Origin of the sequence: Novosphingobium silvae (assembly GCF_009856825.1) — a bacterium.
Taxonomy (GTDB): Bacteria; Pseudomonadota; Alphaproteobacteria; order Sphingomonadales; family Sphingomonadaceae; genus Novosphingobium; species Novosphingobium silvae.
Genome location: NZ_WVTD01000013.1, coordinates 101,639 through 123,423 on the forward strand (window position 1 = coordinate 101,639; position 21,785 = coordinate 123,423).

General features: G+C 67.7%; 25 protein-coding genes. 14 read left to right on the forward strand and 11 right to left on the reverse strand.

The features are described 5' to 3' along the window. Window positions 1-3 precede the first annotated feature (3 nt). The 5 genes from GR702_RS15970 to GR702_RS15990 all read right to left on the reverse strand — a co-directional run bounded on the left by GR702_RS15970 (window position 4) and on the right by GR702_RS15990 (window position 4,299). The gene (locus GR702_RS15970; RefSeq protein WP_160986773.1) at window positions 4-957 is read right to left on the reverse strand and encodes a flagellin; all 954 of its coding nucleotides are present in this window, start codon (window positions 955-957) and stop codon (window positions 4-6) included. 560 nt (window positions 958-1,517) lie between these two features. Beyond that, window positions 1,518-2,294 (reverse strand): flagellar basal body L-ring protein FlgH, encoded by a 777-nt coding sequence (flgH, locus tag GR702_RS15975; RefSeq protein ID WP_160986774.1) that lies wholly within the window; start codon window positions 2,292-2,294, stop codon window positions 1,518-1,520. Between the two features lie 16 nt (window positions 2,295-2,310). Further along, window positions 2,311-2,739, reverse strand: coding sequence for a flagellar basal body P-ring formation chaperone FlgA (gene flgA, locus GR702_RS15980; protein WP_160986775.1), 429 nt, complete (start codon window positions 2,737-2,739; stop codon window positions 2,311-2,313). A 4-nt stretch (window positions 2,740-2,743) separates the two neighbouring features. Next, window positions 2,744-3,529: a flagellar basal-body rod protein FlgG gene (gene flgG / locus GR702_RS15985; protein ID WP_160986776.1), complete on the reverse strand. Its 786-nt coding sequence runs from the start codon at window positions 3,527-3,529 to the stop codon at window positions 2,744-2,746. A gap of 26 nt (window positions 3,530-3,555) precedes the next feature. After that, on the reverse strand, window positions 3,556-4,299 hold the full coding sequence (locus GR702_RS15990; protein ID WP_160986777.1) for a flagellar hook-basal body complex protein: 744 nt from the start codon (window positions 4,297-4,299) through the stop codon (window positions 3,556-3,558). A 125-nt stretch (window positions 4,300-4,424) separates the two neighbouring features. Between GR702_RS15990 and GR702_RS15995 the strand changes: the two genes are divergently transcribed. Genes GR702_RS15995 through GR702_RS16010 form a run of 4 tightly spaced genes read left to right on the forward strand, consistent with a single transcriptional unit; the run spans window position 4,425 to window position 6,941 of the window. Further along, the gene (locus GR702_RS15995) at window positions 4,425-4,955 is read left to right on the forward strand and encodes a flagellar basal body-associated FliL family protein (RefSeq protein WP_160986778.1); all 531 of its coding nucleotides are present in this window, start codon (window positions 4,425-4,427) and stop codon (window positions 4,953-4,955) included. Further along, the gene (gene fliM / locus GR702_RS16000) at window positions 4,952-5,908 is read left to right on the forward strand and encodes a flagellar motor switch protein FliM (protein ID WP_160986779.1); all 957 of its coding nucleotides are present in this window, start codon (window positions 4,952-4,954) and stop codon (window positions 5,906-5,908) included. The genes GR702_RS15995 and fliM overlap by 4 nt, the downstream gene beginning before the upstream one ends. Beyond that, window positions 5,905-6,375, forward strand: coding sequence for a DUF6468 domain-containing protein (locus GR702_RS16005; protein ID WP_160986780.1), 471 nt, complete (start codon window positions 5,905-5,907; stop codon window positions 6,373-6,375). Before fliM ends, GR702_RS16005 begins: the two co-directional genes overlap by 4 nt. Then, on the forward strand, window positions 6,372-6,941 hold the full coding sequence (locus GR702_RS16010) for a MotE family protein (RefSeq protein WP_160986781.1): 570 nt from the start codon (window positions 6,372-6,374) through the stop codon (window positions 6,939-6,941). Before GR702_RS16005 ends, GR702_RS16010 begins: the two co-directional genes overlap by 4 nt. A 59-nt stretch (window positions 6,942-7,000) precedes the next feature. On the opposite strand, the gene GR702_RS16015 is transcribed toward GR702_RS16010, so the two are convergent. Next, the gene (locus GR702_RS16015) at window positions 7,001-7,426 is read right to left on the reverse strand and encodes a hypothetical protein (RefSeq protein WP_160986782.1); all 426 of its coding nucleotides are present in this window, start codon (window positions 7,424-7,426) and stop codon (window positions 7,001-7,003) included. An 85-nt stretch (window positions 7,427-7,511) separates the two neighbouring features. On the opposite strand from GR702_RS16015, the gene GR702_RS16020 reads away from it, so the two are divergent. Both GR702_RS16020 and GR702_RS16025 read left to right on the forward strand, forming a co-directional pair. Further along, complete coding sequence (locus tag GR702_RS16020; protein WP_160986783.1) at window positions 7,512-7,787, forward strand: hypothetical protein; 276 nt, start codon at window positions 7,512-7,514, stop codon at window positions 7,785-7,787. Next, complete coding sequence (locus GR702_RS16025) at window positions 7,784-9,535, forward strand: hypothetical protein (RefSeq protein WP_160986784.1); 1,752 nt, start codon at window positions 7,784-7,786, stop codon at window positions 9,533-9,535. The genes GR702_RS16020 and GR702_RS16025 overlap by 4 nt, the downstream gene beginning before the upstream one ends. 3 nt (window positions 9,536-9,538) lie before the next feature. On the opposite strand, the gene GR702_RS16030 is transcribed toward GR702_RS16025, so the two are convergent. The 3 genes from GR702_RS16030 to flgE are packed head-to-tail and all read right to left on the reverse strand — an operon-like array spanning window position 9,539 to window position 13,937. Continuing rightward, window positions 9,539-10,447, reverse strand: coding sequence for a flagellin (locus GR702_RS16030; RefSeq protein ID WP_160986785.1), 909 nt, complete (start codon window positions 10,445-10,447; stop codon window positions 9,539-9,541). A 13-nt stretch (window positions 10,448-10,460) separates the two neighbouring features. Further along, complete coding sequence (gene flgK, locus GR702_RS16035; RefSeq protein WP_160986786.1) at window positions 10,461-12,554, reverse strand: flagellar hook-associated protein FlgK; 2,094 nt, start codon at window positions 12,552-12,554, stop codon at window positions 10,461-10,463. 33 nt (window positions 12,555-12,587) lie between these two features. Then, the gene (gene flgE / locus GR702_RS16040; protein WP_160986787.1) at window positions 12,588-13,937 is read right to left on the reverse strand and encodes a flagellar hook protein FlgE; all 1,350 of its coding nucleotides are present in this window, start codon (window positions 13,935-13,937) and stop codon (window positions 12,588-12,590) included. Window positions 13,938-14,117: 180 nt separating this feature from the next. On the opposite strand from flgE, the gene GR702_RS16045 reads away from it, so the two are divergent. The 5 genes from GR702_RS16045 (at window position 14,118) to GR702_RS16065 (ending at window position 18,286) form a co-directional block, all read left to right on the forward strand. Continuing rightward, window positions 14,118-14,534, forward strand: a complete 417-nt coding sequence (locus GR702_RS16045) for a flagellar biosynthesis repressor FlbT (protein ID WP_160986788.1) — start codon at window positions 14,118-14,120, stop codon at window positions 14,532-14,534. A gap of 13 nt (window positions 14,535-14,547) precedes the next feature. Continuing rightward, complete coding sequence (fliI, locus tag GR702_RS16050) at window positions 14,548-15,885, forward strand: flagellar protein export ATPase FliI (protein WP_160986789.1); 1,338 nt, start codon at window positions 14,548-14,550, stop codon at window positions 15,883-15,885. After that, window positions 15,869-16,294 (forward strand): hypothetical protein, encoded by a 426-nt coding sequence (locus tag GR702_RS16055; RefSeq protein WP_160986790.1) that lies wholly within the window; start codon window positions 15,869-15,871, stop codon window positions 16,292-16,294. The genes fliI and GR702_RS16055 overlap by 17 nt, the downstream gene beginning before the upstream one ends. After that, window positions 16,291-17,268 carry a peptidoglycan-binding protein gene (locus GR702_RS16060; RefSeq protein WP_160986791.1) on the forward strand — a complete coding sequence of 326 codons (978 nt, stop codon included), beginning with the start codon at window positions 16,291-16,293 and terminating at the stop codon, window positions 17,266-17,268. The genes GR702_RS16055 and GR702_RS16060 overlap by 4 nt, the downstream gene beginning before the upstream one ends. A gap of 145 nt (window positions 17,269-17,413) precedes the next feature. Then, a complete protein-coding gene (locus tag GR702_RS16065; RefSeq protein ID WP_160986792.1) occupies window positions 17,414-18,286 on the forward strand; it encodes a sigma-70 family RNA polymerase sigma factor in 873 nt (290 codons plus the stop codon). On the opposite strand, the gene flaF is transcribed toward GR702_RS16065, so the two are convergent. Next, window positions 18,283-18,648: a flagellar biosynthesis regulator FlaF gene (gene flaF / locus GR702_RS16070; RefSeq protein WP_160986793.1), complete on the reverse strand. Its 366-nt coding sequence runs from the start codon at window positions 18,646-18,648 to the stop codon at window positions 18,283-18,285. The two genes, GR702_RS16065 and flaF, sit on opposite strands and share 4 nt — an antisense overlap. A 161-nt stretch (window positions 18,649-18,809) precedes the next feature. On the opposite strand from flaF, the gene motA reads away from it, so the two are divergent. The 3 genes from motA to GR702_RS16085 are packed head-to-tail and all read left to right on the forward strand — an operon-like array spanning window position 18,810 to window position 21,030. Next, window positions 18,810-19,694 (forward strand): flagellar motor stator protein MotA, encoded by an 885-nt coding sequence (gene motA / locus GR702_RS16075; protein WP_160986794.1) that lies wholly within the window; start codon window positions 18,810-18,812, stop codon window positions 19,692-19,694. 21 nt (window positions 19,695-19,715) lie between these two features. Continuing rightward, on the forward strand, window positions 19,716-20,582 hold the full coding sequence (locus GR702_RS16080) for a flagellar motor protein MotB (RefSeq protein WP_160986795.1): 867 nt from the start codon (window positions 19,716-19,718) through the stop codon (window positions 20,580-20,582). A 4-nt stretch (window positions 20,583-20,586) separates the two neighbouring features. Continuing rightward, a complete protein-coding gene (locus GR702_RS16085; protein WP_337192626.1) occupies window positions 20,587-21,030 on the forward strand; it encodes a hypothetical protein in 444 nt (147 codons plus the stop codon). A 39-nt stretch (window positions 21,031-21,069) separates the two neighbouring features. Here the strand turns inward: GR702_RS16085 and fliP are convergent, their stop codons facing one another. Further along, complete coding sequence (gene fliP, locus GR702_RS16090) at window positions 21,070-21,783, reverse strand: flagellar type III secretion system pore protein FliP (RefSeq protein ID WP_202408318.1); 714 nt, start codon at window positions 21,781-21,783, stop codon at window positions 21,070-21,072. Window positions 21,784-21,785: the final 2 nt, after the last annotated feature.

Genomic DNA, 21,785 nt, shown 5'->3' on the forward strand with positions numbered 1-21,785 from the left:
CGATCAGCGGAACAGCGACAGGAGCGTCTGCGGCGACTGGTTTGCGATCGACAGAGCCTGCACGCCCAGCTGCTGCTGGACCTGAAGGGCCTGAAGGTTCGCGGACTCCTTGGCGAGGTCTGCATCGACGAGGTTGCCGATGCCCGTCGTCACCACGTCGGACAGGTTGCTGTTGAAGCTCAGCTGGCCCTCGATCTGGCGCGAACCCGCACCCAGATCGCTGAGGCTGGTCTTCACCTCCTCGAAGAAGGTGTCCAGCTTGCCCAGCAGTTCGTCGGCAGCGAAGGAACCCTTTGCAGCCACCGGAGTGCCGGCATCGGGATCGCCTTCGACATCGTCGCCCTGCAGGTTGGTGATGAGCGTATCGGTGCCTGCGGCGCCGAACGCTTCAGCAGCAGCCGTGCTGAGGCCCTGGTTGTTGACGGTGAGCGTGCTGCCGTCGCTGATCGACTGCAGTGCGCTGACCTTGCCGCCCGTTCCCGGGACGGCAGCGACCGGATCACCGTCCGCGTCCGTGCCTGCCGGCGTGCCGGGCGTGCCCTTCAGGAGGTTCGTGCCGTTGAAGGAGGAGCCTTCGATCACGGTGTTGATCTGCTTCTTGAGCGCGAGCAGGTCGTTCGAGATCGCCTTGCGGCTTTCCTGGTCCAGACCTGCGTCCGATGCCTCGAGAGCCTTCGACTTCATCTGGTTGACGAGGTCGGAGATCTGCTCGGCACCGGCGATCGCCACGTCCGTGACGCTCTTGGCGTTGTTGAGCGAGCTGGTGACAGCGTTCAACTTGCCAAGGTCGCCGCGAAGCGTCTGCGCGACGGTGTACTTCGCCGAATCGTCCTTGGTAGACGCCACGTTCAGACCCGTGGTGATGCGGCTCTGAGTGGTTTCCATCGTACGGTTGGTGGCATTGAGGCTCTGAAGAGCGGCCATGGCACCAGCGTTGGTGTTTACCGAAAACGCCATTTTACATTTCCCTTCTAGGTCACAGGCCGATTCTGCGGCCCGCCGGCAGGAACGCTGCCGTCCGTGCAGTCCCGAAAAAGGACGGGTGCATGTTCATTCTAGGAGGAGGGAGGAGGGGGCGGTCGCAGCCTGTGGAAAAACTATAATCTTCCGGGCACGGCCGATCGCCCGCTGGCGAATGCGGGGTAACGCCGGGGAGGGTCAGCGGACGGCATGGCGGTCGGCGCTGGGGTGCTCGCGGGCATCACGCGGGCAATGCCTGTTCCTTCGCATTCGTGCCGAAGGCCCGGGAGGGCTGAGGGAAACTCCCGAGACCGAGCCCGTGTGGTGCGCGAGGATGGCGGGCAGGGCTCGCTCCCATGCCGCCTTACCCGGAGAGTGACATCTCCGATTCATCCGCGCATCCTCTTGTGGCTGTTCCGGTGTCCACGACCGGCGCCGACCGCGTCGGGAGGATGAGCGTCAGCTACACGCTCCCGACCCGCCGCTTTGCTGGCCGGGCTTGTAAGACCGGACCAGTGCTGCGGCATATAACCTAAATGGTTATGTAGGTCAAGCGGTCAGAAGGGGAACAGGGCGTCGTAGATCTGCTGGCCCCAGCGCGCCTGCTGGGCATCGGTAAGCTGGCCCCGGCCGCCATAGCTGATCCGCGCTTCGGCGATCTGGCTGTGGCGGATGGAATTGTCGCGCGCGATGTCCTCGGGCCGGATCACGCCGGACACGACGAGTTCGCGAAGCTCGAAGTTCACGCGCACTTCCTGCTTGCCGCGAATGGCGAGGTTGCCGTTGGGCAGCACGCCCGTGACCGTGGCGGCAACGGTCATGTTGATCTGTTCCGACCGGGAGGTATTGCCCGCGCCCACCGCGCTCGACTTGGAACTGGTGCTGGCGAGGTTGCCGGGATCGGGATTGCCGGGAAGGACCTTGCCGATCTGGCTTTCCAGGCCGAGCAGCGCCGCTATGCCTGCATTCTCGCTGCCGTTGCGGGTGCGGGTGGTAGCGTTGTCCACGCGCGCGCTGTCGGCGATGTTGATGCGGATCGTGACGATGTCCCCCACGCGCGAGGCGCGCTGGTCGCGGAAGAACGCCCCGCCGCCGGTGCGGAACAGCGATGCGCCGCGCGCGGCCGGCTCCGCCTGGGGATCGCCGCCATCGGCCGCGCGGCCGGCGACCGAATGGTTGCCGAGCGAAGGCTCCAGATGCGGCGCCACGGGCTCGCCGGCCTCTGTCATCTTCGGGGCCTTGCCCACGTTCTTCAGGCGGCCCACTGAGCCGCACCCGGCGAGCAGCGAGGCCGAGGCGAGGAGGCAGACGAGCGGGCGGAACGGGAGGGTCATCACGCGGGAGCGATCCTTACTGCGCGGTAATGCGGACTTCGCCGGGCGCGGCGGCGACGCCTTCGAGCGTGCGATTGGTGGCGAGGCTGACCACCCGGACGTTGTCGCCTCGCGCCGCATCGGCCAGCGCGCGCCCGGGCGAGGCGATCCGAAGCGCGCCGGAGACGACCGCGATGGTCACCGCATCGCCGCGCCGGACCACGCGGGGCGCGGTCAGATCGCTGCTGCGAACGGGCGCTCCCGCGTTCAGGCGGCGCACGGCTTCCTGCCCCGCCGCTTCGGCCGGGCTGAGGGCATTGCGCGCGATCGCGGGCAGTACCCGCCCGGTCTCGAAGTCCGACGTAGACAGCACCTCGCCGCGATCGACCACCCTTGCGAGCACGGGCGCGGCTTCCTTCGGCGCGGGAGAAGTCGCGGCAGCGGCGAGGAGCAGGAGCGCTAGCATCTCGTCAGACGGTCTGCGTCGAGGTCTGCAGCATCTCGTCGGCGGTCTTGAGCACGCGACTGTTCATCTCGTAGGCGCGCTGCGCGGTGATGAGCGAGGTGATCTCGGACACCGGGTTGACGTTCGACGCCTCGATGAAGCCCTGGCTGAGAGTGCCGAAGGCGGGCTGTCCGGGGGTGGAAATGTTGGGCTGACCCGAGGAGCCGGTCTCGACGAAGAGGTTGGAGCCGATCGCCTCCAGCCCCGCCTCGTTGATGAAGGTCGCCAGCTCCAGCTGCCCCACGGTCTGCATCTCCGCCTGGCCGGCCAGCTTCACCTGCACTTCGCCGGTCTTGGAGACGGTGACGCTGAGCGCGCCCTGCGGAACGGTGATGTCGGGCTGGACGCGGTAGCCGTCAGTGGTGACGAGTTCGCCCTGGTCCGAGAGCTGGAACGAGCCTGCACGGGTATATCCGATGTCGCCCGAGGGCAGCATGACCTGGAAGTATCCCGGGCCGTCGATCGCAAGGTCATAGGCATTGCCAGTGCTGGTCAGCGCGCCCTGTTCGGTGATGCGGTAGACGCCGCCGGTGCGCACGCCCGCTCCGATCTGGATGCCCGAGGGCACTTTCGTCCCATCCGGGCTGGTCGCGGCACCGGGCCGCGAGACCTGCTGGTAGAGCAGGTCCTGGAACTCGGCGCGCTGGCGCTTGAACCCGGTGGTATTCATGTTGGCGATGTTGTTCGAGATGACGTCGACGTTGGTCTGCTGGGCCAGCATCCCGGTGGAGGCGATGGAGAGCGAACGCATGGGAACTCCTGTAGCGGGAAGGGGGCTCAGCCGATCTTGCCGAGGCGGTCGATGGCGCGGCGGCGCATGTCGGCAAGGTCTGCAGAAAGGCGCTGGCTGGTCTGGTAGGAGCGCAGGATCTCGACCATGTGCGCGGTCTCGGAGATGGGCTCGACGTTGGAGGCCTCGACCCCGCCCGAGCGCAGCTTCGTCTGCGCGGCGGTCATGACCTGGCCGCCGGGGCCGGTCAGCACGCCGTCACCCCGCGCTTCGAGCATGTTCTCGTCGGCGAAGCTGGTGACGGCCAGGCGGCCCACCGCTTCCTCGCCCGCCATGACCGAACCGTCGGCGGTGATGGTGAGGCTGCCCGTCCGGTCGGTGGGCGCCAAGATGGGGCGGCCGTTCTCGTCGAGCAGCCGCTGGCCACCCGAGGTCGCGAGTTCGCCGGTCTCGAGCACCTTGATGAAACCGGCGCGGGTGTAGCCGGTGGACCCGTCGCCCAGTTCGACGTTGAGATAGCCCGGTCCCTCGATCATCACGTCGAGCGGGTTGCCGGTCGCCTGGAAGGCGCCCTGGCCGATGTCGTGGACCGCGCCGTAATCAAGCACGAAGGACGTCTTGCGCGCTTCCTGTACCGGGGCGGCCTGCGCGGTCTCCACATACTCGTGGAACAGCGCCTGCTCGCGCTTGTATCCGGTGGTGGAGACGTTGGCCATGTTGTTGGCGGCCACGTCGAGCTGGCGGCGCAGCGCCTGCTCGTGGCTCAGCAGCACGAAGGAGGAAACGTCCATCACCGGCACCCTGGCGAAAAATCTCGGTATAACCCGGAAGGAGGCCTCCGGCCGGGCAACAATCCTATATATAGGAATGAAATCGGGCACGCGGGTGGACGTGCAAGATTTAAGGGGTGAAACGCATGTCCAGCGACCAGGCCGTGGAGCTTGTGCCGGCCGAACTGCCCGGCGGGGCGGAAGCCGGGGCGAAGAAGAAGCGCCTGCGCCTGCTGGCGATCGCCGTGGTGGTCGTCGGCATGCTCGCGGGTGCCGGGGGCGTGTGGTGGTACATGCAGGGAAGCGGCGCGGACCATGCAGGTGCCGCGAAGCACGAGGAAGGCTCCGCCGATGGCGCCTCGGACGCCAATCCGTCCGCCTCCTATATCGAAGTCCCGCCGATGATGGTGAACCTTCGCGGCGGCGGAGCGCAGGCGAAGTTCCTCAAGGTACGCTTCATCATCGTCGCGGCGGAAGGCAAGACCGAGGCGGTCAAGGCGCGCCTGCCGGTCGTGCTCGACGCACTCCAGCCCTTCCTGCGCGAGTTGCGGCCTGACGATCTCAACGGCGCGGCGGCGGTCTTTCGCATCAAGGAGGAGCTGATGCGCCGCTCCGCCTCGGCGCTGGGCGAGGGCATGGTCCGCGACGTCCTTATCCAGGACCTGATCCAGCAATGAGCGAGGATCAGGGCAAACCCGAGACGATCAGGCTGGCGGCCGTTGACGGCGAGCCGGTGCCCCGGCGCGGCCTGAAGGCGGTGCTGGAATCGAACGTGATCAGCCACGAGCGCCTGCCGATGCTGGAAGTGGTGTGCGAGAGGATGGTGCGCGCCTTCGCCACCTCGATGCGCAACCTCACTTCCGACGCCATCGACGTCAGCCTGGAATCGATCACCTCGGTGCGCTTCGGCGACTTCATGGGCAACCTGCCGCTGCCCGCGCTTTTCGGCGTGTTCCAGGTAAAGCCCTGGGAAAGCTACGGCGTGGTCACGGTAGACGCCGGCCTGATCTATGCCGTCGTCGATGCGCTGCTCGGCGGCCGGGGCGGGACGCGGACGCCGCCGCCCGAGGGGCGCAGTTTCACGACCATCGAGATGGGCCTCGTCTCGCGGGTGGTGCAGATGGCGCTCGATGACCTGTCCGCCGCCTTCGAGGAAATCGCGGCCGTCACCATGGGCCTCGAGCGCATGGAATCGAGCCCTCGCTTCGCCGCGATCGCGGAGCCGAGCAATGCCGCGGCGGTCGCGAGCTACAGAGTGAACATGGAGGGGCGGGGCGGCATGTTCTCGATCCTGCTGCCATATGCCACGATCGAGCCGGTGCGCGACAAGCTGCTCCAGCGCTTCATGGGCGAGAAGCTGGGCCGGGATCACATCTGGTCCGCGCACATGGCGAGCGAGCTTTACAATACGCAAGTGACGCTCGACGTCGTGCTGGGCGAGAAGATGATGCCCTTGCGCGAAGTGCGCGACCTGAAGGCCGGGCAGACGATCGCTCTCAGCCACAGCCCCGAGGAGCCGTTGCAGGTCCACTGCGGCGGCGTGCCGCTGGGCCGCGCGCACATCGGCCAGCGCTCGAGCAACATCGCCATCCGTATGGCCACCGACCTGTCCAAGGGATACCCGAAATGAGCATCTCGACCGCGATCAACCTGGCGCTGGTGCTGCTGTGCCTGTGCGTGCTGGTGCAGAGCATCCGCATCGACCGCCGGATCCGCGCACTGCGCGCCAGCCACCTCGACGATGCCGTGGACAAGCTGGACCGCGCCACCCATCAGGCGCGGCTCGTGTTGGCGGACCTCAAGTTCGTGCTGTCCACGGAAGCGACCACACAGGCGAATGCGGTTTCCGCGGCCGAAGCACTGCGCGACGAGCTTTCGGTCATGGTCGAAATCGGTAACTCCACGGCGGAGCGCATCATGGATGCGGCGCGGCAGGCGCAGTCGGTGGAGGCGGGCGCGCGCAGGCGTGCGCTTCGCAGCGACGACATGGCCGAAGACCTTGCCCGCGCCGAACCGCCGCAGCCCTCCGGTGTCGAGCCGTCAAACAACGTTCGCGGCATCGGCGGCATCTTCGCACGCGGAAGCGCGGTCGCATGATCGCGCTGAAGGCCCTGACCCGGCCCACGCGGCTGATGCTGGGCTTTGCCGTGACGGCGGCAGTGGCGAATGCGATCGCGCTTGCCGCCTCTCCGGAGATGGCGGGCCTCAAGGCCGGGATCGGCGAGGATGCGAGCCGGCTTGGCGTGTCGCTGCAGGAAGCAGGTGCCAGGGCCGGGCGGAATGCCGCGGCCGAAAAGCGCAAGCTCGAAATGCGCGAGCAGGCGGTCCGCGCGGGAGAAGCAAGGCTCGCCGGGCAGATGAAGCAGCAGCAGGCGGCCGCCGCCTCGACGCCGGTCGCTCCGGGCGGGGAGGCGCCGCAGGTGCCCTATGACAATCTGGCCCGCATCTACCAGACGATGAAACCCAACCGCGCCGGGCCGATCTTCGAGAAGCTCGACATCGAGGTGCAGAAGGAAGTCGCCCAGCGGATGCGCGAACGGGCCACGGCGCAGATCATGGCGAACATGTCGCCCGACGCGGCAGTGGAGCTGTCGATGGCGCTTGCCGGGCGGCACGTCATCAGGCGAGCGGCGGGGCAGGGCGGCGGCGCGGGCGGCCGCTAGGTTTGCCGTTTCCCGCCTGCCCAGCGGGCTTTCGGCAGTGTCGGCCGAGGCCTGCGGCCTCAGCGCTCGGTCGCCGAGACCCGCGTGATAAGCACCTTGTCGATCCCCGCATCCACCGCCTTGACCGGCGCGGCGATCATCGCGGCAAGGCGCGGCACTTCCACCGGTGCGAAGCGGGAGGCGCGAAGGCGGGCGAATTCGATCGCGGCGGGAAGGGCGGCGGCGCGCAGCTGCGGCATGCGCGGCGTGAGCGCGGCCGCTTCCACGGCGGTCCTGGCCTGGACCACGATGGTCACATGCAGGACACCGTCGATCCGCCCCCCATCGACGATCGGGACATGGACCGGCTGAAGGGCGACGAACGTGGGATCGGCGGGGGGAACCTCGGCGAATTTGCGGGGCTCGGTGTTCGCGGCCCCGGCCGGGACCGAGGCCGCCAGCAACAGCGCTGCAAGCGCGCGGCGGTGACGGACGGGAATTTGCATCGAGTGCTCCGGCTGATGGCGTCGCCCGATCCGCGATGCGGGCTCTTCCCCTATAATAGGATGAAACCTGAGGAGTCTCGAACAGATGAGCAGCGATCGGCGTCCGGCCAGAGTGCGGGTGGTCTCTTCCGGCCGGACATCCGTGCCGGGGGACACCGGCGCCACGCCCGCCCGCCGTCGCTCGGACAGTCCTTCCGCCCACGCTGATCAACCGCAGGCGCTGGCCCTGGATCCCGCAGAACCGCGTGACGGGGCCAGTCTGCTGTGGATCGTTGGCGCGATCGTGCTGTTCCTGGTGGGCTGCGCCATCGGCGGCGCGCTGTTCGTCGTGTCGGGTCTGGCGGGAGCCGGCAGCCTGTGACCCGCGCCCGCCTGCTGGGCTGTGCCGCCCTCCTGTGCACGACCTCCGCCACGCTTCCTCCCGCCCCGGTCGCTCCGGCCGGACAAGCTTCCACGCGCGTGCCCGGCTTTGCCGCAGAGCTGGCCCAGCGTCAACCGCTCGCGGGAGGCTCGGCCTGGCCCGCCCTTGCCGAAAAGGAGGCGTGGCGGCGTCTCGCGACGGCGCAGGCAGGCGGGCGGCAGGCGGTCCGCTGGGACTATGCCCGCAGCCTCATCGCGGCCGAACGCGGGGCGGATGCGCTGGGTGTGCTCGACGTCATGTTCCAGGATGACCGCGATCTTGGCATGGTGGATGCCTACCGCCTTGCCCGGGGCGCGGCGCTGACGCAGCTTGGCCGCGCGCAGGACGCCGTCGCCGCGCTCGACATGCCGGGCCTTCGCGCCGATCCAGAGGCGTGCCTGTGGCGGATGCGCGCGCTATCCGAAGGCGGTCTGGCGCAGCAGGCGCTGGAGCAGCTGCGCTGCGCCGATGCTGCCCTGGCCAAGCCGCGCGCGGCTCCCTTCGTGATCGCGGCCGCCCATGCCGGCGTCGAGGCGGGCGCACCGCAAAAGGCGCTGCACTGGCTGTCGTGGCTGCCCGACCGGGACCCCGCCGCCAATCTCCTGCGCGGGCGGGCACAGCTTGCCCTTGGCAAGACGGACGAGGCGCGTCTTCGTTTCGCCCGTGTCGAGCAGTCCGGAAGTGCCCGGCAGCGCATGGACGCGCGGCTCAGCGGGCTGGAGGGCGACGTCGCGCGCAAGGCGATCTCCCCGGCCGAGGCCCTGAAGCGCCTTTCGGAAATCCGCTATTCGTGGCGAGGCGATGCCATCGAGGCGCGCGCCCTGCGCCTGAGCTACCGCCTTGCCGACGAGAGCGACGACTTGCCGGGAGCGCTTTCCGCGGGCGCGGCGCTGGTGCGCTACCATGGCGATGCCTCGAGCGAGGTCCTGCCCGGCCTGCGCACCAAACTTGCAGCCGTGCTCGAACCCGCCCGCAAGCTGCCACTCGACAAGGCCGCCGGGCTCTACTGGGACTACCGCGATCTCGCCCCCACCGGCGCGGAGGGGGACCTGATGGCAAGCCGCCTCGCCGCGCGCCTCCAGCAGGCGGGCCTTTACGAGCGGGCGGCGGACCTTCTCTCCTACCAGCTCACCCGGCGCGCGGGCGACCTTGCCCGGGGTCCCTTGTCCGCGCGGGTCGCCAGCCTCTACATCCTCGCCGCGCGGCCCGAGCGAGCGCTGAAGATCCTGCGCCAGACAGACGATCCCGCGCTGCCCGACGCCATACTCGCCGAGCGCAGGCGTGTGGAAGCCGCCGCGCTGGTGCAGGTGGGCCGCGCACAGGAAGCGCTTGCGGTGCTGCAGGACCTGCCCGATGCCGACGCGCTGCAGGCCGAAGTGCTCTGGCAGCAGCGCAACTGGGCCGGTTATGCGGACAAGGCGGCGAAGGCGCTCCCGCGTGGCAGGGCGCTGGATGCGGTCGCACAGGCACAGGTCCTGCGGCTTGCCATCTCGCAGGCCATGCTGGGGCGCGAGGCCGCCCTTGCGGCGCTCCATGACCGCTATGAAGCCGGGTTCCGGGGTCTGCCATCGGCGCCGGTGTTCGAGATGCTGACCGGCAAGCCGGGCGCAGCCGATCCCGCAAAGCTCGCCCAGGCGATGGCGGCGATCCCCTCGGCCAGCCCGGCAGGCGACTTCGCGGACCTGCTGGAGCGCTCGTCCTCCCGGTAGTTCCTACTTCAGGTAATTGGCCAGCGACATCTGGTTGAGCTGCGCGAAGACCGAGTAGCTTGCCTGGAGGATCGTCTGGCGCTGCGTTATGTCGATGGCCACTTGCCCGAGATCCGCATCCTCGACCGAGCCGATCACGCCGGTGAGGAGGTCGACGCGATCCTGCGCCCGCTCGCCCAGCGTTTCGATATGGGCCTGCTTGCGCCCGTTCTTCGCGTTCACGGATCGCACTTCGGTGATCCCCGCGTCCAGCAGGTCGAGCGCGTCCGTGATCGCCTGCTTCTGCGCATCGGTCAGCGTATCGCCGAAGGGCCCAGCCTCGGCAAGCGCGCGAAAGGCCGGGATCAGGCTTGCGCCGACGTCGCTGGCGCCGATCCCATACTCCACGTCCACTCCGTCGCCCGCGCGCGTCGACTGGCGCACATCGTCATTGGCGAAGGCATCCGCCGCCTCCAGGCCAACCGTTTCGTTCAAGCTCTTGGGGAGGAACGGCGTGGCCGAGGTCTGCGAGCCGGCGAAGAGAGGAACGCCGCCTTCCCGCGCATTCAGCGCGTTGCGCATGTCGGCGAAGGCATCCTCGACGATGTCCTGCAGCCCCGGTGAATTGCCGGTGCCGACGGCCGAGAAAAGCTCCTCGCGAAGATCGCTCAGCGAAGTGTCGATCTGTTCGAGGTTGGCCTGATAGAGCGAGAGAGTGGTCGAGACCCGGCCGATGCTGGTCTTGTAGCTCTCCTGCGTCGCCAGCATCGAGCGCGCCGAAAGCGTGCGCACGGCATCGAGGCCGAGCCCGGCGTAGTCGTTCACCTTCTTCTCGGTGGCGAGCTGCAACTGGCTTGCGGCAAGGTTCTGCTGCGAGCGCTGGATCGCGCCGGACAGCGTGGCCTGCAGGGGGATGGTGGCAACGCGGGTCATCCGTCTATCCTCGTTACAGCATGGCCAGGAGGGTTTCGTACATCTGGGAGGCCGTGGTCATCACCCGCGCGGAGGCCGAATAGCTGTTCTGCAGCACGACCATTTGTGCAAGCTCCTCGTCGATGTTGACGCCCGAAAAGGAGTCGCGCCGGTTCACCGTGTCGCCAAGGCGTGCGGCGGCGTCCTGCTGCGCGACCTTGGCGAGCGATGCCTCGGAACCCGCCGTTCCCAACAGGCGGTTGGCGAACATCGAGATGGTTGCTCGCCCGTCTTTGCCAAAGTCCGCGCTCGCGGACAGGGCATCGACGAGCGCGTTGGCTCCCCTGATGTCGCCAGAGCCGATGGCCTTCTCGCCGATACCTGCGTCCAGCTGCAAACGTGCGAGCGGCAGACGCGCCGTGTCGGCCAGGATCGCGGAAGGCACCTGCGCGGTGCGCAGGCCGCTGGCGGCGCCCGTCAGTCCCGAAAGAGCGGAGAAGGACAGGCCCGTGCCCATCCTGTCAGTCGAGTCGGAAGGGATCGCGATCGTGGCCCCGGCGCTCGACGTGACAGGCGTGAAGTCGACGCGGCCTCGCTCGTCCAGTTCGAAGCTGCCGAAAGCGCCCAAGGCGCCTGCGTTCAGCTCGTCGAGGATGTCGCCCCATGTGGACCCGCCCGACCCGGTGAGCGCATGGCTGGCGAGGACCTTGCCGGATGCATCGCGCAGCACCACCTGCGCGGTCTGCCCGGCCTCGAAGCCATGCGCGTCGGTGCGGGTGAAGCCGGGGGGAACGAGCGCGCTGCCGTCCGAGCGCACGAGGTTGTTGAGGCCGAAGAACTGCGAGAACCCGGCGCCCGCGCGGTCGCTCGGCGCCTGCGGATTTTGCGCGATGGCCACGCCGTGCGCGCTGGAAGCCGCCCGGATCGAGAGCACGCCGTCCTCGAAGCTGGCGCTGGCGTGCGGCGCCAGCCCGGCATTGATGGCGGATACCGCATCGTCGACGGTGGCACCGGCTCCCAGCGCGTCGAAGTCGATCTCGGTCTTGCCTACCAGCGTGCCGTCCTTGGCCACCACGGCGAAAGTCGCCTTCCCGGTGAAGCCGAGCCTGTCGCTGCCGACAAGACCATTGGCCTGTCCGGTCAGGATCTGCGGCGGGGGAAGGGTCGTGCCCTCGTTCGCGACCTTGTTGAGCGTTTCGGCAAGGCCGGTGAAAAGCTGGCCAAGCTGTTCGGAGAAGTTCGGCAGGGCACGGTCGCGCATGTCGATCAGACCGCCCAGCTTTCCGCCGACGGCCATGGAATCGATCTTCTCGCCCGTCGCGGCCTTCATCGTGCCGTCCGCCTCGGCGAAGCGGATCTCGATGGGCGAATAGCTCGCCTGCGCCGCTGCCACTCCGGTCGGGTAGCTGAGCTGCCGCAGCCGCCGGTCGAGCAACACTTGCCCCGAGGCGGTGTCGATGGTGACACGCCCGTCGGGCTGCTCTCGCACGTTGACCTCGACGAGGCCGCTCAGTTCCTGCAAGGCGGACATCCGCTCGTCGGACGGACCTGAAGTTGTCAGGCCAAGGCCTTGAAGTCGCGACACTTCTGCATTGAGGTCGTGGATCTTGCGCAGCAGCACGTTGACCCGGCCGACGGTGTCGGAGACCTCGCTTTCGACATCGGCCTGAAGCGCCGCGACATCGTCCTGAAGCCCACCCAGCGTGTCGATCGTGTCGGCCACGGTGCCGGTGAACATCGCGATAGCCTCGGGCGAGCCTTGCAGCCCGGCGATCTCCCCGGCGGAACTCGATATTGCGGTCAGCCGGGCGGCAAGGCCGGAGGTGCTGTCCGGGGACCCGAGCATTGCCTGCAACCGGTCGAGGTAAGTCGAAACGGCTTCCGTCCGTCCTGCGGCGCCCGCGCGCGTATAGACGGCGTTCTCGAGGAACTTGTCCGCCACGCGCGAGGGTTCGCCGACCACCACGCCGTTGACGGTGCCGCCCGCCACCGAGGCGCTCTGGGCAATCTTTTGCCTGGCGTACCCCGGTGTGGAAACGTTCGCGACATTGGTGGAGACGGTCTGCATCGCGGCTTGCGAGGCCGCGAGACCGGACATGGCGGAGTTGAGGATGGAGTTGAGAGACATGCCTCAAGCCGCTGTTATGTAATGCCTTTCAGTTTAACGCTTCAGGTTGCTGACTTCCTGCAGCATGTCATCCACGGTGGTGATGATCTTGGACGAGGCGCTATAGGCCCGCTGGAACAGGATCATGTTCGAAAACTCCGCCGCAAGATCGACGTTCGAGGCCTCCAGCATGCTGGCGGAGATCGTACCGCCGCCAACGGTGCCCGGCTCGTTGATGGCCACATTGCCCGACTGTTCGGAGACGATATAGGCGTTCCCGCTGATGCGCGTCAGCCCATCGGGGTTCTGGAATGTCGCGAGCGGCAGCTGGTAGATCGCTCGCGAAGTGCCATCGTCGAATACGGCGCTGACCACGCCCTTCTCCGAGATCTTCACCGAAGCGACCGTGCCCAGCATGCCGCCGTCGATGGTGGAGGAAAGCAGGGCGGACGTGCTGCCGAACTGGGTCAGGCCATCGAACTTGTTGTCGCCGCCAAGCTCCAGGCTGATGAGTTCGGCCTTGGCGTCGTTGGACCAGCTAAGCTCGAGATCGTCGAACAGCGACGCCGCCGATCCCAGCTCGAGGCTGCCGTCGGAGTTGAAAGTGATCGTCTTGCTGGCGATCATCACCTGCTCGCCGGCGGCGTAGCTGTCGACATCGACGGCGACGGCCGCGCCGTCAGCGCCTGTGTAGCTCTTGATGTCTGCAGGGTTGCCGGTGATCTCGGCCTGCCAGGTGTTTGGCCCGGTCTTCACGAAGTTGAAGGAGAGCGTGTGCGCCGAGCCTTGCGCGTCATAGACCTCTACCGAGCGCGCGAACTGCGGGGTGACCGCTCCGCTCGCCATGTGGCCCGCTTCATAGCCTGTGACCTCCTCGGCTGTTGCGTCGAGGTTGGCGCGCAGCTGAATGCCGGTCGTCGGCGTCGCAGCGCCAGTCAGCGCGTTGGGCCGGATCGGCTGCATGGCGCTCTCGCTGCCGTTGTTGACGTACTGGCCCTGCGCGTCGAGCGGCCAGCCCATCAGGTAGTAGCCTGCGGTGTTGCGCAGATAGCCCGAAGAATCGGTCGTGAAGGAACCGGCGCGGGTGTAGGCGGTGGCGGCGTCCGCCTCCGGACCCGTCCGCACCACGAAGAAGCCCGAACCGTCGATGCCGATATCGGTCAGGCTGCTGGAGGCCTGGAGCAGCCCCTGCTTCGAGATGAGAGCCTTGGGCGTCGCCGAAACGCCGCCGGCCGAGTAGCTGCCCGAAAGGCTGCCGCCGGTGACCAGTGTCTCGAACTGCGCGGAAACGCCCTTGTAGCCGATCGTGTTCACGTTCGTGATGTTGTCGGCCACGGTCGCCATGGCGCTCGACTGCGCGCTGAGGCCGGAAACGCCTGCATAAAGAGCGGAATAGAGGCTCATCGTCTTCTCCAGTGCGCGCCGGACATAGCCCCGGCCATCGTCATTGTAGGAGAAGTTCCGGTCAGTCGGTTTGCACTCATGTGGAAAAATGGCTTCGGATCGAGGAAAAATCTCGTGGCCTGAGCGACACCTTCCGATCCTTCCTATAATAAGGCGATCTCCAGGGGGCTTCGGAAAGACATGACTCTTCGCATCTCGCTTCGCAACGGCGAGCCGGTGATCGTAAACGGCGCGGTCCTGCGCGCGGTGGGCCGGACCGACCTCGTGCTCGAGAACGAGGCGACGATCCTGCGCGGACGCGAGGTCATGAAGCCGCAGGACGCCGATAGTCCGGCCAAGCAGCTCTATTTCGCCTGCATGATGGCCTACATCGACCCTGCCGACATCGCCCGCCACCAGCAGGCTCTGCTCGAGCGGCTCGAGTTGCTGATGTCGGCCCTGGTCTCGCCGGAAGCCAAGGCGGTCTGCGTGCAGTTCGCCCAGAAAGTCGCGACCGGCCAGTTCTACCAGGCGCTGGCGGACTGCCGGTGGCTTATCGCCTATGAGGCGGAGGCAATCGCTCGTCCCGCCGCGCAGGCGGCAACGCCCGCCGCCTGATCCGGCACCGACGATGACGACCCTGGCCGCCGCTGCCGCAGGCCTGCGCATGCTGGCGCCCGACCAGCGGTATGGCCGCGTGGTTGCGGTGCGCGGCGCCCTGATCGAGGTGGATGGCCTGGCCGGCGCCGCCCGGATCGGCTCGCGCGTAATGCTGCGCGCGCCTTCAGGGCCTGTCGAGGCGGAAGTCATCGGGCTCGATCGCGGGATCGCGCAGCTCATGGCGTTCAACGAGCCGGACGGGATCGCATCGGGATCGCGCGCGGACCTTATCGCCGGGCAGGAAGGGCTTCGCCCCAGCGCCGCATGGCTGGGCCGGGTGGTGGATGGGCTTGGCCGCCCGGCCGACGGCAAGGGACCGCTGCCGCAAGGGCCCGAACTGCGCCGCATCAAGGCAGCTCCTCCACCCGCCTCCAGCCGCTCCCGCGTCGGCTCGCGCATCGAGACGGGGGTGCGCGCGCTGGATCTTTTCGCCCCCCTGTGCCGGGGTCAGCGCCTTGGTCTTTTCGCAGGCTCGGGCGTGGGCAAGTCCACGCTGCTGTCGATGCTGGCGCGCTGGACGGAGTGCGACGTCGCCGTCATCGGCCTTATCGGCGAGCGTGGCCGCGAAGTGCAGGAGTTCATCCAGGACGATCTTGGCGAAGAGGGCCTTGCCCGCAGCGTCGTCGTGGTCGCCACTTCCGACGAGCCCGCGCTGCTGCGGCGGCAGGCGGCCTGGACGACGCTGGCGGTGGCCGAACATTTCCGTGACCAGGGCCTCGAAGTGCTGTGCCTGATGGATTCGGTCACCCGCTTTGCCATGGCCCAGCGCGAGATCGGGCTTGCCGGGGGCGAGCCTCCGGCCACCAAAGGCTATACTCCCACGGTGTTTGCCGAACTGCCGCGCCTGCTGGAGCGGGCGGGGCCGGGCGCGCCGGGCGAGGGCACGATCACCGGCCTCTTCACCGTGCTGGTCGATGGCGACGATCACAACGAGCCCGTGGCCGATGCCGTCCGGGGGATCCTGGACGGGCATGTGGTCATCACCCGCCAGATTGCCGAGCGCGGCCGCTATCCGGCGATCGACGTGCTGCGCTCGGTGTCCCGCACTCTCCCGCACTGCCTCTCGGATGAGGACAACCATATCCGCCTCGCGGCCCGGCGCGAACTGGCGACGTGGAAGGACATGGAGGAACTCGTGCGCCTGGGCGCCTATCGCGCCGGATCGAGCGCGGAAGTGGACAGGGCGGTCGCGCTCGCACCCCGGATCGAGGATCTGCTCCGGCAGGACCGGCGACAGCGCAGCTTCGCGGCGCAGGATTTCGCTGCGCTGGCCGCCATTCTGGAGAACACCCATGAAGACGCCCTATGACGCTGCCCTGCGCGTGCGCCAGCGCGAGCTTGAAGGGATGAGCAACGCCATCCGCACCGAAGCCGGAACGCTCGCCGAGCTTGAGCGGGCGCAGGGGCACGTGCGCGCCATGCTTGCCGATGAGGCGGATCTTGCGGCAGGCGACATCGCCCTCAGTTCCCCAGCCTGGCTGGCCCGTGTGCGTGGGCAGCAGCGAGATATCGACGGCCGCCGGGCCGCGTCGCAGGCACGGATCGACAAGCTTCGCGACATGGCGACAGACGCCTACGGCACCTTGCGCGGCATCGAGACGGCTGCCGAAGGGTTCCGAGCCGAACGGTCGCGGGCCGAGACAGCGGCGGAGCAGGGCCTGGTCGACGATCTTGGCGCTGTCGCCTTCCTCAGGGCACGGCGCGAAGCCGGGCGATGATCGACGGCGCGAACCCGGCCGCGACCGGCCCTGCTGCCCTTTCGCCGGAGCAGAAGGCCAGGCTCATCTACAGCGAGGCGCAGGGCGAACTTGCCGGTCGGCTGTGGCGCGCGGCACTTGGCGAGACGGCCGCCGAAGCCCGGGAGCGGGAGATTCCGTCAGGCGTCGGCCAGCCCGCACTCGGCGGTGAAAGGCCGGTCGGACTGGATCGGCTGCTTGCCGTGCTGGCGCCGGGAAGCGGGTTGCCGACCGGTGCTCCGCCAGCGATGCAGTCTGTCGACAGCACGCATGCCGCGCCGCAAGCGTCGTCCTCGCCGGAGGCGAGCATTCAGGCGCTGCGCGAGGGTCCGAACGCGCGGTATGCACCGCTCCTCGAAAGTGCAGCCGGGCGCACCGGCATTCCGCCTGCAGCCCTTGCGGCCATCGTCGATGCGGAAGCAGGGAAGGGCGCTGGGGGTGCGTGGCAGACCTACTCGCGCAATCCCCGATCGAGTGCAGCCGGGCTCGGCCAGTTTCTGAAGGGAAGCTGGGAAGGCATGGCGGAGCAGCCGGGAACCTGGCTCAACGCGGCGGCGGCGGCGAACGGTTGGCTGGATCCGCGCGGGCAGGTGCGCAGCCAAAGTCGCGGCGCGCTTCTTGCCATGCGATACGATCCGCAGGCCGCGATCGAGACGGTTGCCGACTATGCGGGCGCCAACCTCGCCGCGCTGCGCAAGTCGGGCGTGCAGATCGGCGGCGATGTCGCGGAAGTGGCGAGAGCGGCCTACCTTGGACATCACCTGGGCCCTTCGGATGCCAGACGGTTCCTGGCGGGGCGAATGGATCCGGAGCGCGCGCGCCGCCTGCTGGGAGCGCAAGTCGGAGGAGAAGACGCCGAGCGCCGCATCGCCACGGCGGGCAGCGCGGTAGCAGCGCATCGCACCTGGCTGCTCGGCTATGTCGAACGCCACGTGCGCCCGGATAGGTTCGCCTGAAAGTCTTCCACGAGGGCGCACGCCTCCTCGAGTGGTCGCGCGCCGGTGGATAACTCTGTTATAGGAAGTTGGTTCCAGAATTATAGGAATATAGTTTTCTCTCGCGGGGGCGGTGCAAGGGGCGCCGAATCCCACGGGGGTCTTCATGTCGAAAATCACTGCCGCTCTGGAAACCGCGGTCGCGACGGTCAAGGCCAACATGCCGCCTGACGGACAGTCGCAGACGCGGCGGCAGCGTGCCGGTGTGGATCAGGCGTTCCTGCGCATCACCAAGTTGATCGCGCCGCGCATCCGTCACTTCATCCGGCAGTACGGCCTTACCGCGCATTGGGACGACGCCGAGCAGGTCTGCGCCATCGCCATTCACCGCGCGATTCAGGCCTACGATCCCGAGAAGGCCCAGTTCACCACTTTCGTGAACTGGCAGATCCGTGGCGAACTGCAGAGCCTGCGCTTCCGCGTGATGACCGACCAGCGGCCTTCCGCCCGCAAGGTCGAGGCCACGACCGTCTCGCTCGATGCGATCGCAGGCGGGGAGGATGGGGAGGGACTGTCGGTCCTCGCATCCATCGCCGACGAGGACGCCCTTGAGCGCACGGAGGCGGGCGCCTCGGAATATCTGGCCCGCTCGGCAATGAAGGCGCTCACTGAAACCTACGTCGAGCATATGCGACACTCCGGTCTCGAACGTATTCGCCGGCGCGCGCAGCCCCCCAAGCCCACGCGTGCAGAACGCGCGAATGGCGCGATGGCGGTCCGTCGCACCGGTCGCCCCGTGCTGGACCACGCGGAAGTGACCGAGCTTGAGGACCGGCTCGCGCACAACCGCCAGATCGTGGAAGGGCGGCTGTTCGAGCTCGCTCCGCTCGATTTCGGCGACGATGACAGTGTCCTTGCCCGAGAGCGCATTCGCCAGGTCGCCAAGCGCGCCGCGAAGACCATGGGCGACCTTGCGGGCATGGACCCGCGCTTCGCGCTCATGGCGGAGTACCGGGAAGCGATGCTGTCCGCGCATTAACCCGCTGCACCGCCGTTCGCATTCGCCAGCCCGTCGATCACCGCGCGGTTGACGGTGATGAGTTCGTCGATGGTGTCGCGGCCGGTGATGACCAGCGAGGTGTACTTCTCCACCCACAGGCCCAGCGAGATGATGCCCGCGCGCAGGTCTTCGGGTAGGCCGTTGCCGGGCAGGGCGCATTCGTTGCGGAAGATCGTCCAGGCCTGGCGATTGCGATGGAGCGCGGGGGCCAGTTGCACGCCTGCGAGGCCAGCGTCCCGCGCGGCGATCATCTCGCCGGTGATCTCGCTCATCAGCCGGTATTCGGTGCTGCGCGGCGTCGCGGCGACCTGCTGGGCGCGGGCATAGGCATTGACGGACATGAAGGCTCCGGCATCAAGGGGTCGCCAGTCATATAGGATGAAAGCGCGTGCTGCGGTCGTGCCCGTCAAAATTGCGGCGGCGTGCACCGCCTAGCCCTGCAGTGTCCTATAACTAAGCTCGAGGGGGCGAGTTGCGCCCGCCATTTGCGGATTTCCTTTCCATGCTCAACGTCGTCGGCCTCGTGGTTATCCTGCTGTGCGTCTTCGGCAGTTTCCTGATGTCGGGCGGCAGCATGGGAGTGATCCTGCATGCGCTCCCGCACGAAATGCTGGCCATCGGCGGCGCGGCGCTGGGTGCATTCGTGCTCGGCAACCCGATGACCACGCTGAAGAAGGCGTGGGCCGGCGTCGTGCGCGTGTTCAAGGGCAACCGCTGGACCGAGGCCGACTTTCGCGACCTGCTGGCTCTCCTCTATACCCTCCTCGCGACCTTCCGGAAGGGCGGCGCCAACGCGATCGAGCCTCACCTCGATGCTCCGGCCGAAAGTTCGATCTTCTCGCGCTATCCCGGCCTGCTCAAGGACCACGAGCTGATCGAGTTCATCTGCGACTACCTGCGGATGATGACCGTCAACTTCGAAGACCCGCATCAGCTGGCCGAGGCGATGGAGGGGGACATGGAGCGCCACCACCACGAGGAACTGGCGCCCCAGCACGCGATCCAGATGATGGCTGACGGCCTTCCCGCCATCGGCATCGTCGCGGCGGTCCTCGGCGTGATCAAGACGATGGGTTCGATCGACCAGCCTACCGAAGTGCTCGGCGCGATGATCGGCGGGGCACTCGTCGGCACTTTCCTTGGCGTGCTTCTCGCCTACTGCCTCGTCGGCCCGATCGCGCAAAAGCTGCAGCAGATCATCGACGCGGACTTCAAGCCCTACCTCATCGTCAAGACCGCGATCATCGGCCACGCGCAGGAGCAGCCCACCGAAGTCGCGATCGAGCTGGCCCGGCGCATGACGCCATCGACCTACGCGCCGAGCTTCCAGGAGATGGAGACGGCGCTGGAGGACGTAAAGGCGCAGCTCAATGCCGCTCCGGCCTGAGCGGGCGGGCTGAGGAAAGTCATGTCCACGCGCGACAACCAGCAGCGTCCCATCGTCATCCGCAAGGTCAAGAAGGTGGTCGGTGGCGGCCATCACGGCGGCGCCTGGAAAGTCGCCTACGCCGATTTCGTGACCGCGATGATGGCCTTCTTCATGCTGCTGTGGCTGCTCGCCAACCCGGACGAGGTGCAGCTCAAGGGCCTGGCCGAATATTTCACGCCCGAGACGCAGAAGACGAACCCCTCGACCACCATGTCCGACCAGCCGGGCGAGCAGGCGGGCGCAGGTGGACATGCGCGCAACGACCAGTCCTCGGATTCCGAACCGCACGGGCAGCCCGCCGCCGAGGCGGGAACCGAAGGCGTCGCGCGCGGCGGCACCGCCGATGTTCCCGAGGCGGCCCTGCGGGTCCTGGCCGACGAGATGCGCATCGCTCTCGAGACGCCGCTCGAGACCGAGGAAGCCAAGCGCAACATCGACGTGCGGCCAAGCCGGGAGGGGCTGCGCATCCACCTGATCGACAGTCCGCAGCGCTCGATGTTCAAGGGCAGCACGGCGCAGCTGAACGACTTTGCCCGTAGCCTGCTCGGCCGGGCGGCGCGCAAGCTCTCGGGCATTGATGCGCGGATCGCGATAGAGGGGCATACCGACGGCAGCGGCGGCAACAGCGATGCAAACTGGGTGCTTTCGACCGAACGGGCCCTTGCGGCACGGGCGGCGCTGGTCGGAGCGGGGCTTCCGACAGACAGGTTTTCCGAAGTCGTCGGCAAAGCGGGTACCGAGCCCGTCTATCCGGATGCCCCCGATCGGCCCGAGAACCGGCGCATTACGATAGTCGTTATGGCGGAAGCGGGATCGTTGCCCCGCGATGCAAGCTTCAGGTTCTGAGCGGATGATGAAGCGCATCATGATCGGCTTCGCAGCCGTGATCGCGGGGCTCGGCGTCGGCGGCGCTGGTGCATGGGGTGTCTCGCGGTACTTTCCCCATCACGCGGGCGGCGAGAAGGCGCCTGCCGGGAACGAGCCAAGCGAGTTCGTGCCGACCGGCGAAATCCTTGCGCCGCTGGTCTTCGCCGATGGGCGCCTTTTCGGCTACGTCACTTTCGAATGCCAGCTCGAAGTCACCGAAGGGACCGGCGAAGACGTGGGCGCCCGGCTTCCCCTGCTGCTGAACGCCGTGAACATGCGCACTTATCGCGCGCCGCTCGCCAGTGGGCCGGACGGCCTCGTTCCGAGCCTCGGCGCCTTTCGCCGCGTGGTCATGGAAGCGGCGGCGGAAGTCTACGGCAAGGATGTGGTGCGCTCGGTCGCAGTCACGCGGGCAGCGCCAGCCTGATCCGCGCCCGAGCCGGTTACCCCAAGAGCCGCTCCCGGCTCAGCCGGGTCCGCCGAAACTCTTCACCAGCGATCCGGCCACCAGCGCCCACCCGTCCACCAAGACGAAGAAGATGATCTTCATCGGAAGCGAGATCGTCGCCGGGGGCAGCATCATCATGCCCATGGCCATGAGCACGGCCGCCACGGCAAGATCGATGACCAGGAACGGCAGCAGCAGCAGGAAGCCGATTTCGAAGGCGCGGCGCAGCTCCGAGATCATGAAGGCGGGCATCAGCGTTGTCATCGGCAGCTCGGCCCGGCTGCGCGGCACCTTGCCCGAGAGGCCAACGAAGAGTTTCACGTCCTCGTCGCGGACCTGCTTCAGCATGAAGGCATGGAACGGGCGGCTCGCCCGTTCGAGCGCTTGCGTCTCGGTGATGGTGCCTGCGTTGTACGGCTCCATTCCCTGCTTCCAAGCGGCGTCGAAAGTGGGCGCCATGACGAAGAAACTGAGGAACAGCGCCAGGCTGATGACGATGGGGTTGGGCGGCACGCCCTGAACACCGAGGCCCGAGCGAAGCAGCGAGAGCGCAACGACGATCCGGGTGAAGGACGTGATCGTCATCAGGATGCCCGGCGCCAGGCTCAGCACCGTCAGGATCATGACGAGCTGGAGCACCCGTCCCGTCATGGTGCCGCCGGTGGCTCCCGCTACCGCGGTTGCGGCGGCTTCCTGCGCCATGGCTCCCGCCGGGAGAACGCATAGAAGCATGG

Coding starts and splice junctions, on each gene's coding strand:
- GR702_RS15970 (WP_160986773.1), bottom strand. CDS start 957: ATGGCGTTTTCGGTAAACACCAACGCTGGTGCCATGGCCGCTCTTCAG.
- flgH (WP_160986774.1), bottom strand. CDS start 2,294: ATGACCCTCCCGTTCCGCCCGCTCGTCTGCCTCCTCGCCTCGGCCTCG.
- flgA (WP_160986775.1), bottom strand. CDS start 2,739: ATGCTAGCGCTCCTGCTCCTCGCCGCTGCCGCGACTTCTCCCGCGCCG.
- flgG (WP_160986776.1), bottom strand. CDS start 3,529: ATGCGTTCGCTCTCCATCGCCTCCACCGGGATGCTGGCCCAGCAGACC.
- GR702_RS15990 (WP_160986777.1), bottom strand. CDS start 4,299: ATGGACGTTTCCTCCTTCGTGCTGCTGAGCCACGAGCAGGCGCTGCGC.
- GR702_RS15995 (WP_160986778.1), top strand. CDS start 4,425: ATGTCCAGCGACCAGGCCGTGGAGCTTGTGCCGGCCGAACTGCCCGGC.
- fliM (WP_160986779.1), top strand. CDS start 4,952: ATGAGCGAGGATCAGGGCAAACCCGAGACGATCAGGCTGGCGGCCGTT.
- GR702_RS16005 (WP_160986780.1), top strand. CDS start 5,905: ATGAGCATCTCGACCGCGATCAACCTGGCGCTGGTGCTGCTGTGCCTG.
- GR702_RS16010 (WP_160986781.1), top strand. CDS start 6,372: ATGATCGCGCTGAAGGCCCTGACCCGGCCCACGCGGCTGATGCTGGGC.
- GR702_RS16015 (WP_160986782.1), bottom strand. CDS start 7,426: ATGCAAATTCCCGTCCGTCACCGCCGCGCGCTTGCAGCGCTGTTGCTG.
- GR702_RS16020 (WP_160986783.1), top strand. CDS start 7,512: ATGAGCAGCGATCGGCGTCCGGCCAGAGTGCGGGTGGTCTCTTCCGGC.
- GR702_RS16030 (WP_160986785.1), bottom strand. CDS start 10,447: ATGACCCGCGTTGCCACCATCCCCCTGCAGGCCACGCTGTCCGGCGCG.
- flgK (WP_160986786.1), bottom strand. CDS start 12,554: ATGTCTCTCAACTCCATCCTCAACTCCGCCATGTCCGGTCTCGCGGCC.
- flgE (WP_160986787.1), bottom strand. CDS start 13,937: ATGAGCCTCTATTCCGCTCTTTATGCAGGCGTTTCCGGCCTCAGCGCG.
- GR702_RS16045 (WP_160986788.1), top strand. CDS start 14,118: ATGACTCTTCGCATCTCGCTTCGCAACGGCGAGCCGGTGATCGTAAAC.
- fliI (WP_160986789.1), top strand. CDS start 14,548: ATGACGACCCTGGCCGCCGCTGCCGCAGGCCTGCGCATGCTGGCGCCC.
- GR702_RS16055 (WP_160986790.1), top strand. CDS start 15,869: ATGAAGACGCCCTATGACGCTGCCCTGCGCGTGCGCCAGCGCGAGCTT.
- GR702_RS16060 (WP_160986791.1), top strand. CDS start 16,291: ATGATCGACGGCGCGAACCCGGCCGCGACCGGCCCTGCTGCCCTTTCG.
- GR702_RS16065 (WP_160986792.1), top strand. CDS start 17,414: ATGTCGAAAATCACTGCCGCTCTGGAAACCGCGGTCGCGACGGTCAAG.
- flaF (WP_160986793.1), bottom strand. CDS start 18,648: ATGTCCGTCAATGCCTATGCCCGCGCCCAGCAGGTCGCCGCGACGCCG.
- motA (WP_160986794.1), top strand. CDS start 18,810: ATGCTCAACGTCGTCGGCCTCGTGGTTATCCTGCTGTGCGTCTTCGGC.
- GR702_RS16080 (WP_160986795.1), top strand. CDS start 19,716: ATGTCCACGCGCGACAACCAGCAGCGTCCCATCGTCATCCGCAAGGTC.
- GR702_RS16085 (WP_337192626.1), top strand. CDS start 20,587: ATGATGAAGCGCATCATGATCGGCTTCGCAGCCGTGATCGCGGGGCTC.
- fliP (WP_202408318.1), bottom strand. CDS start 21,783: ATGCTTCTATGCGTTCTCCCGGCGGGAGCCATGGCGCAGGAAGCCGCC.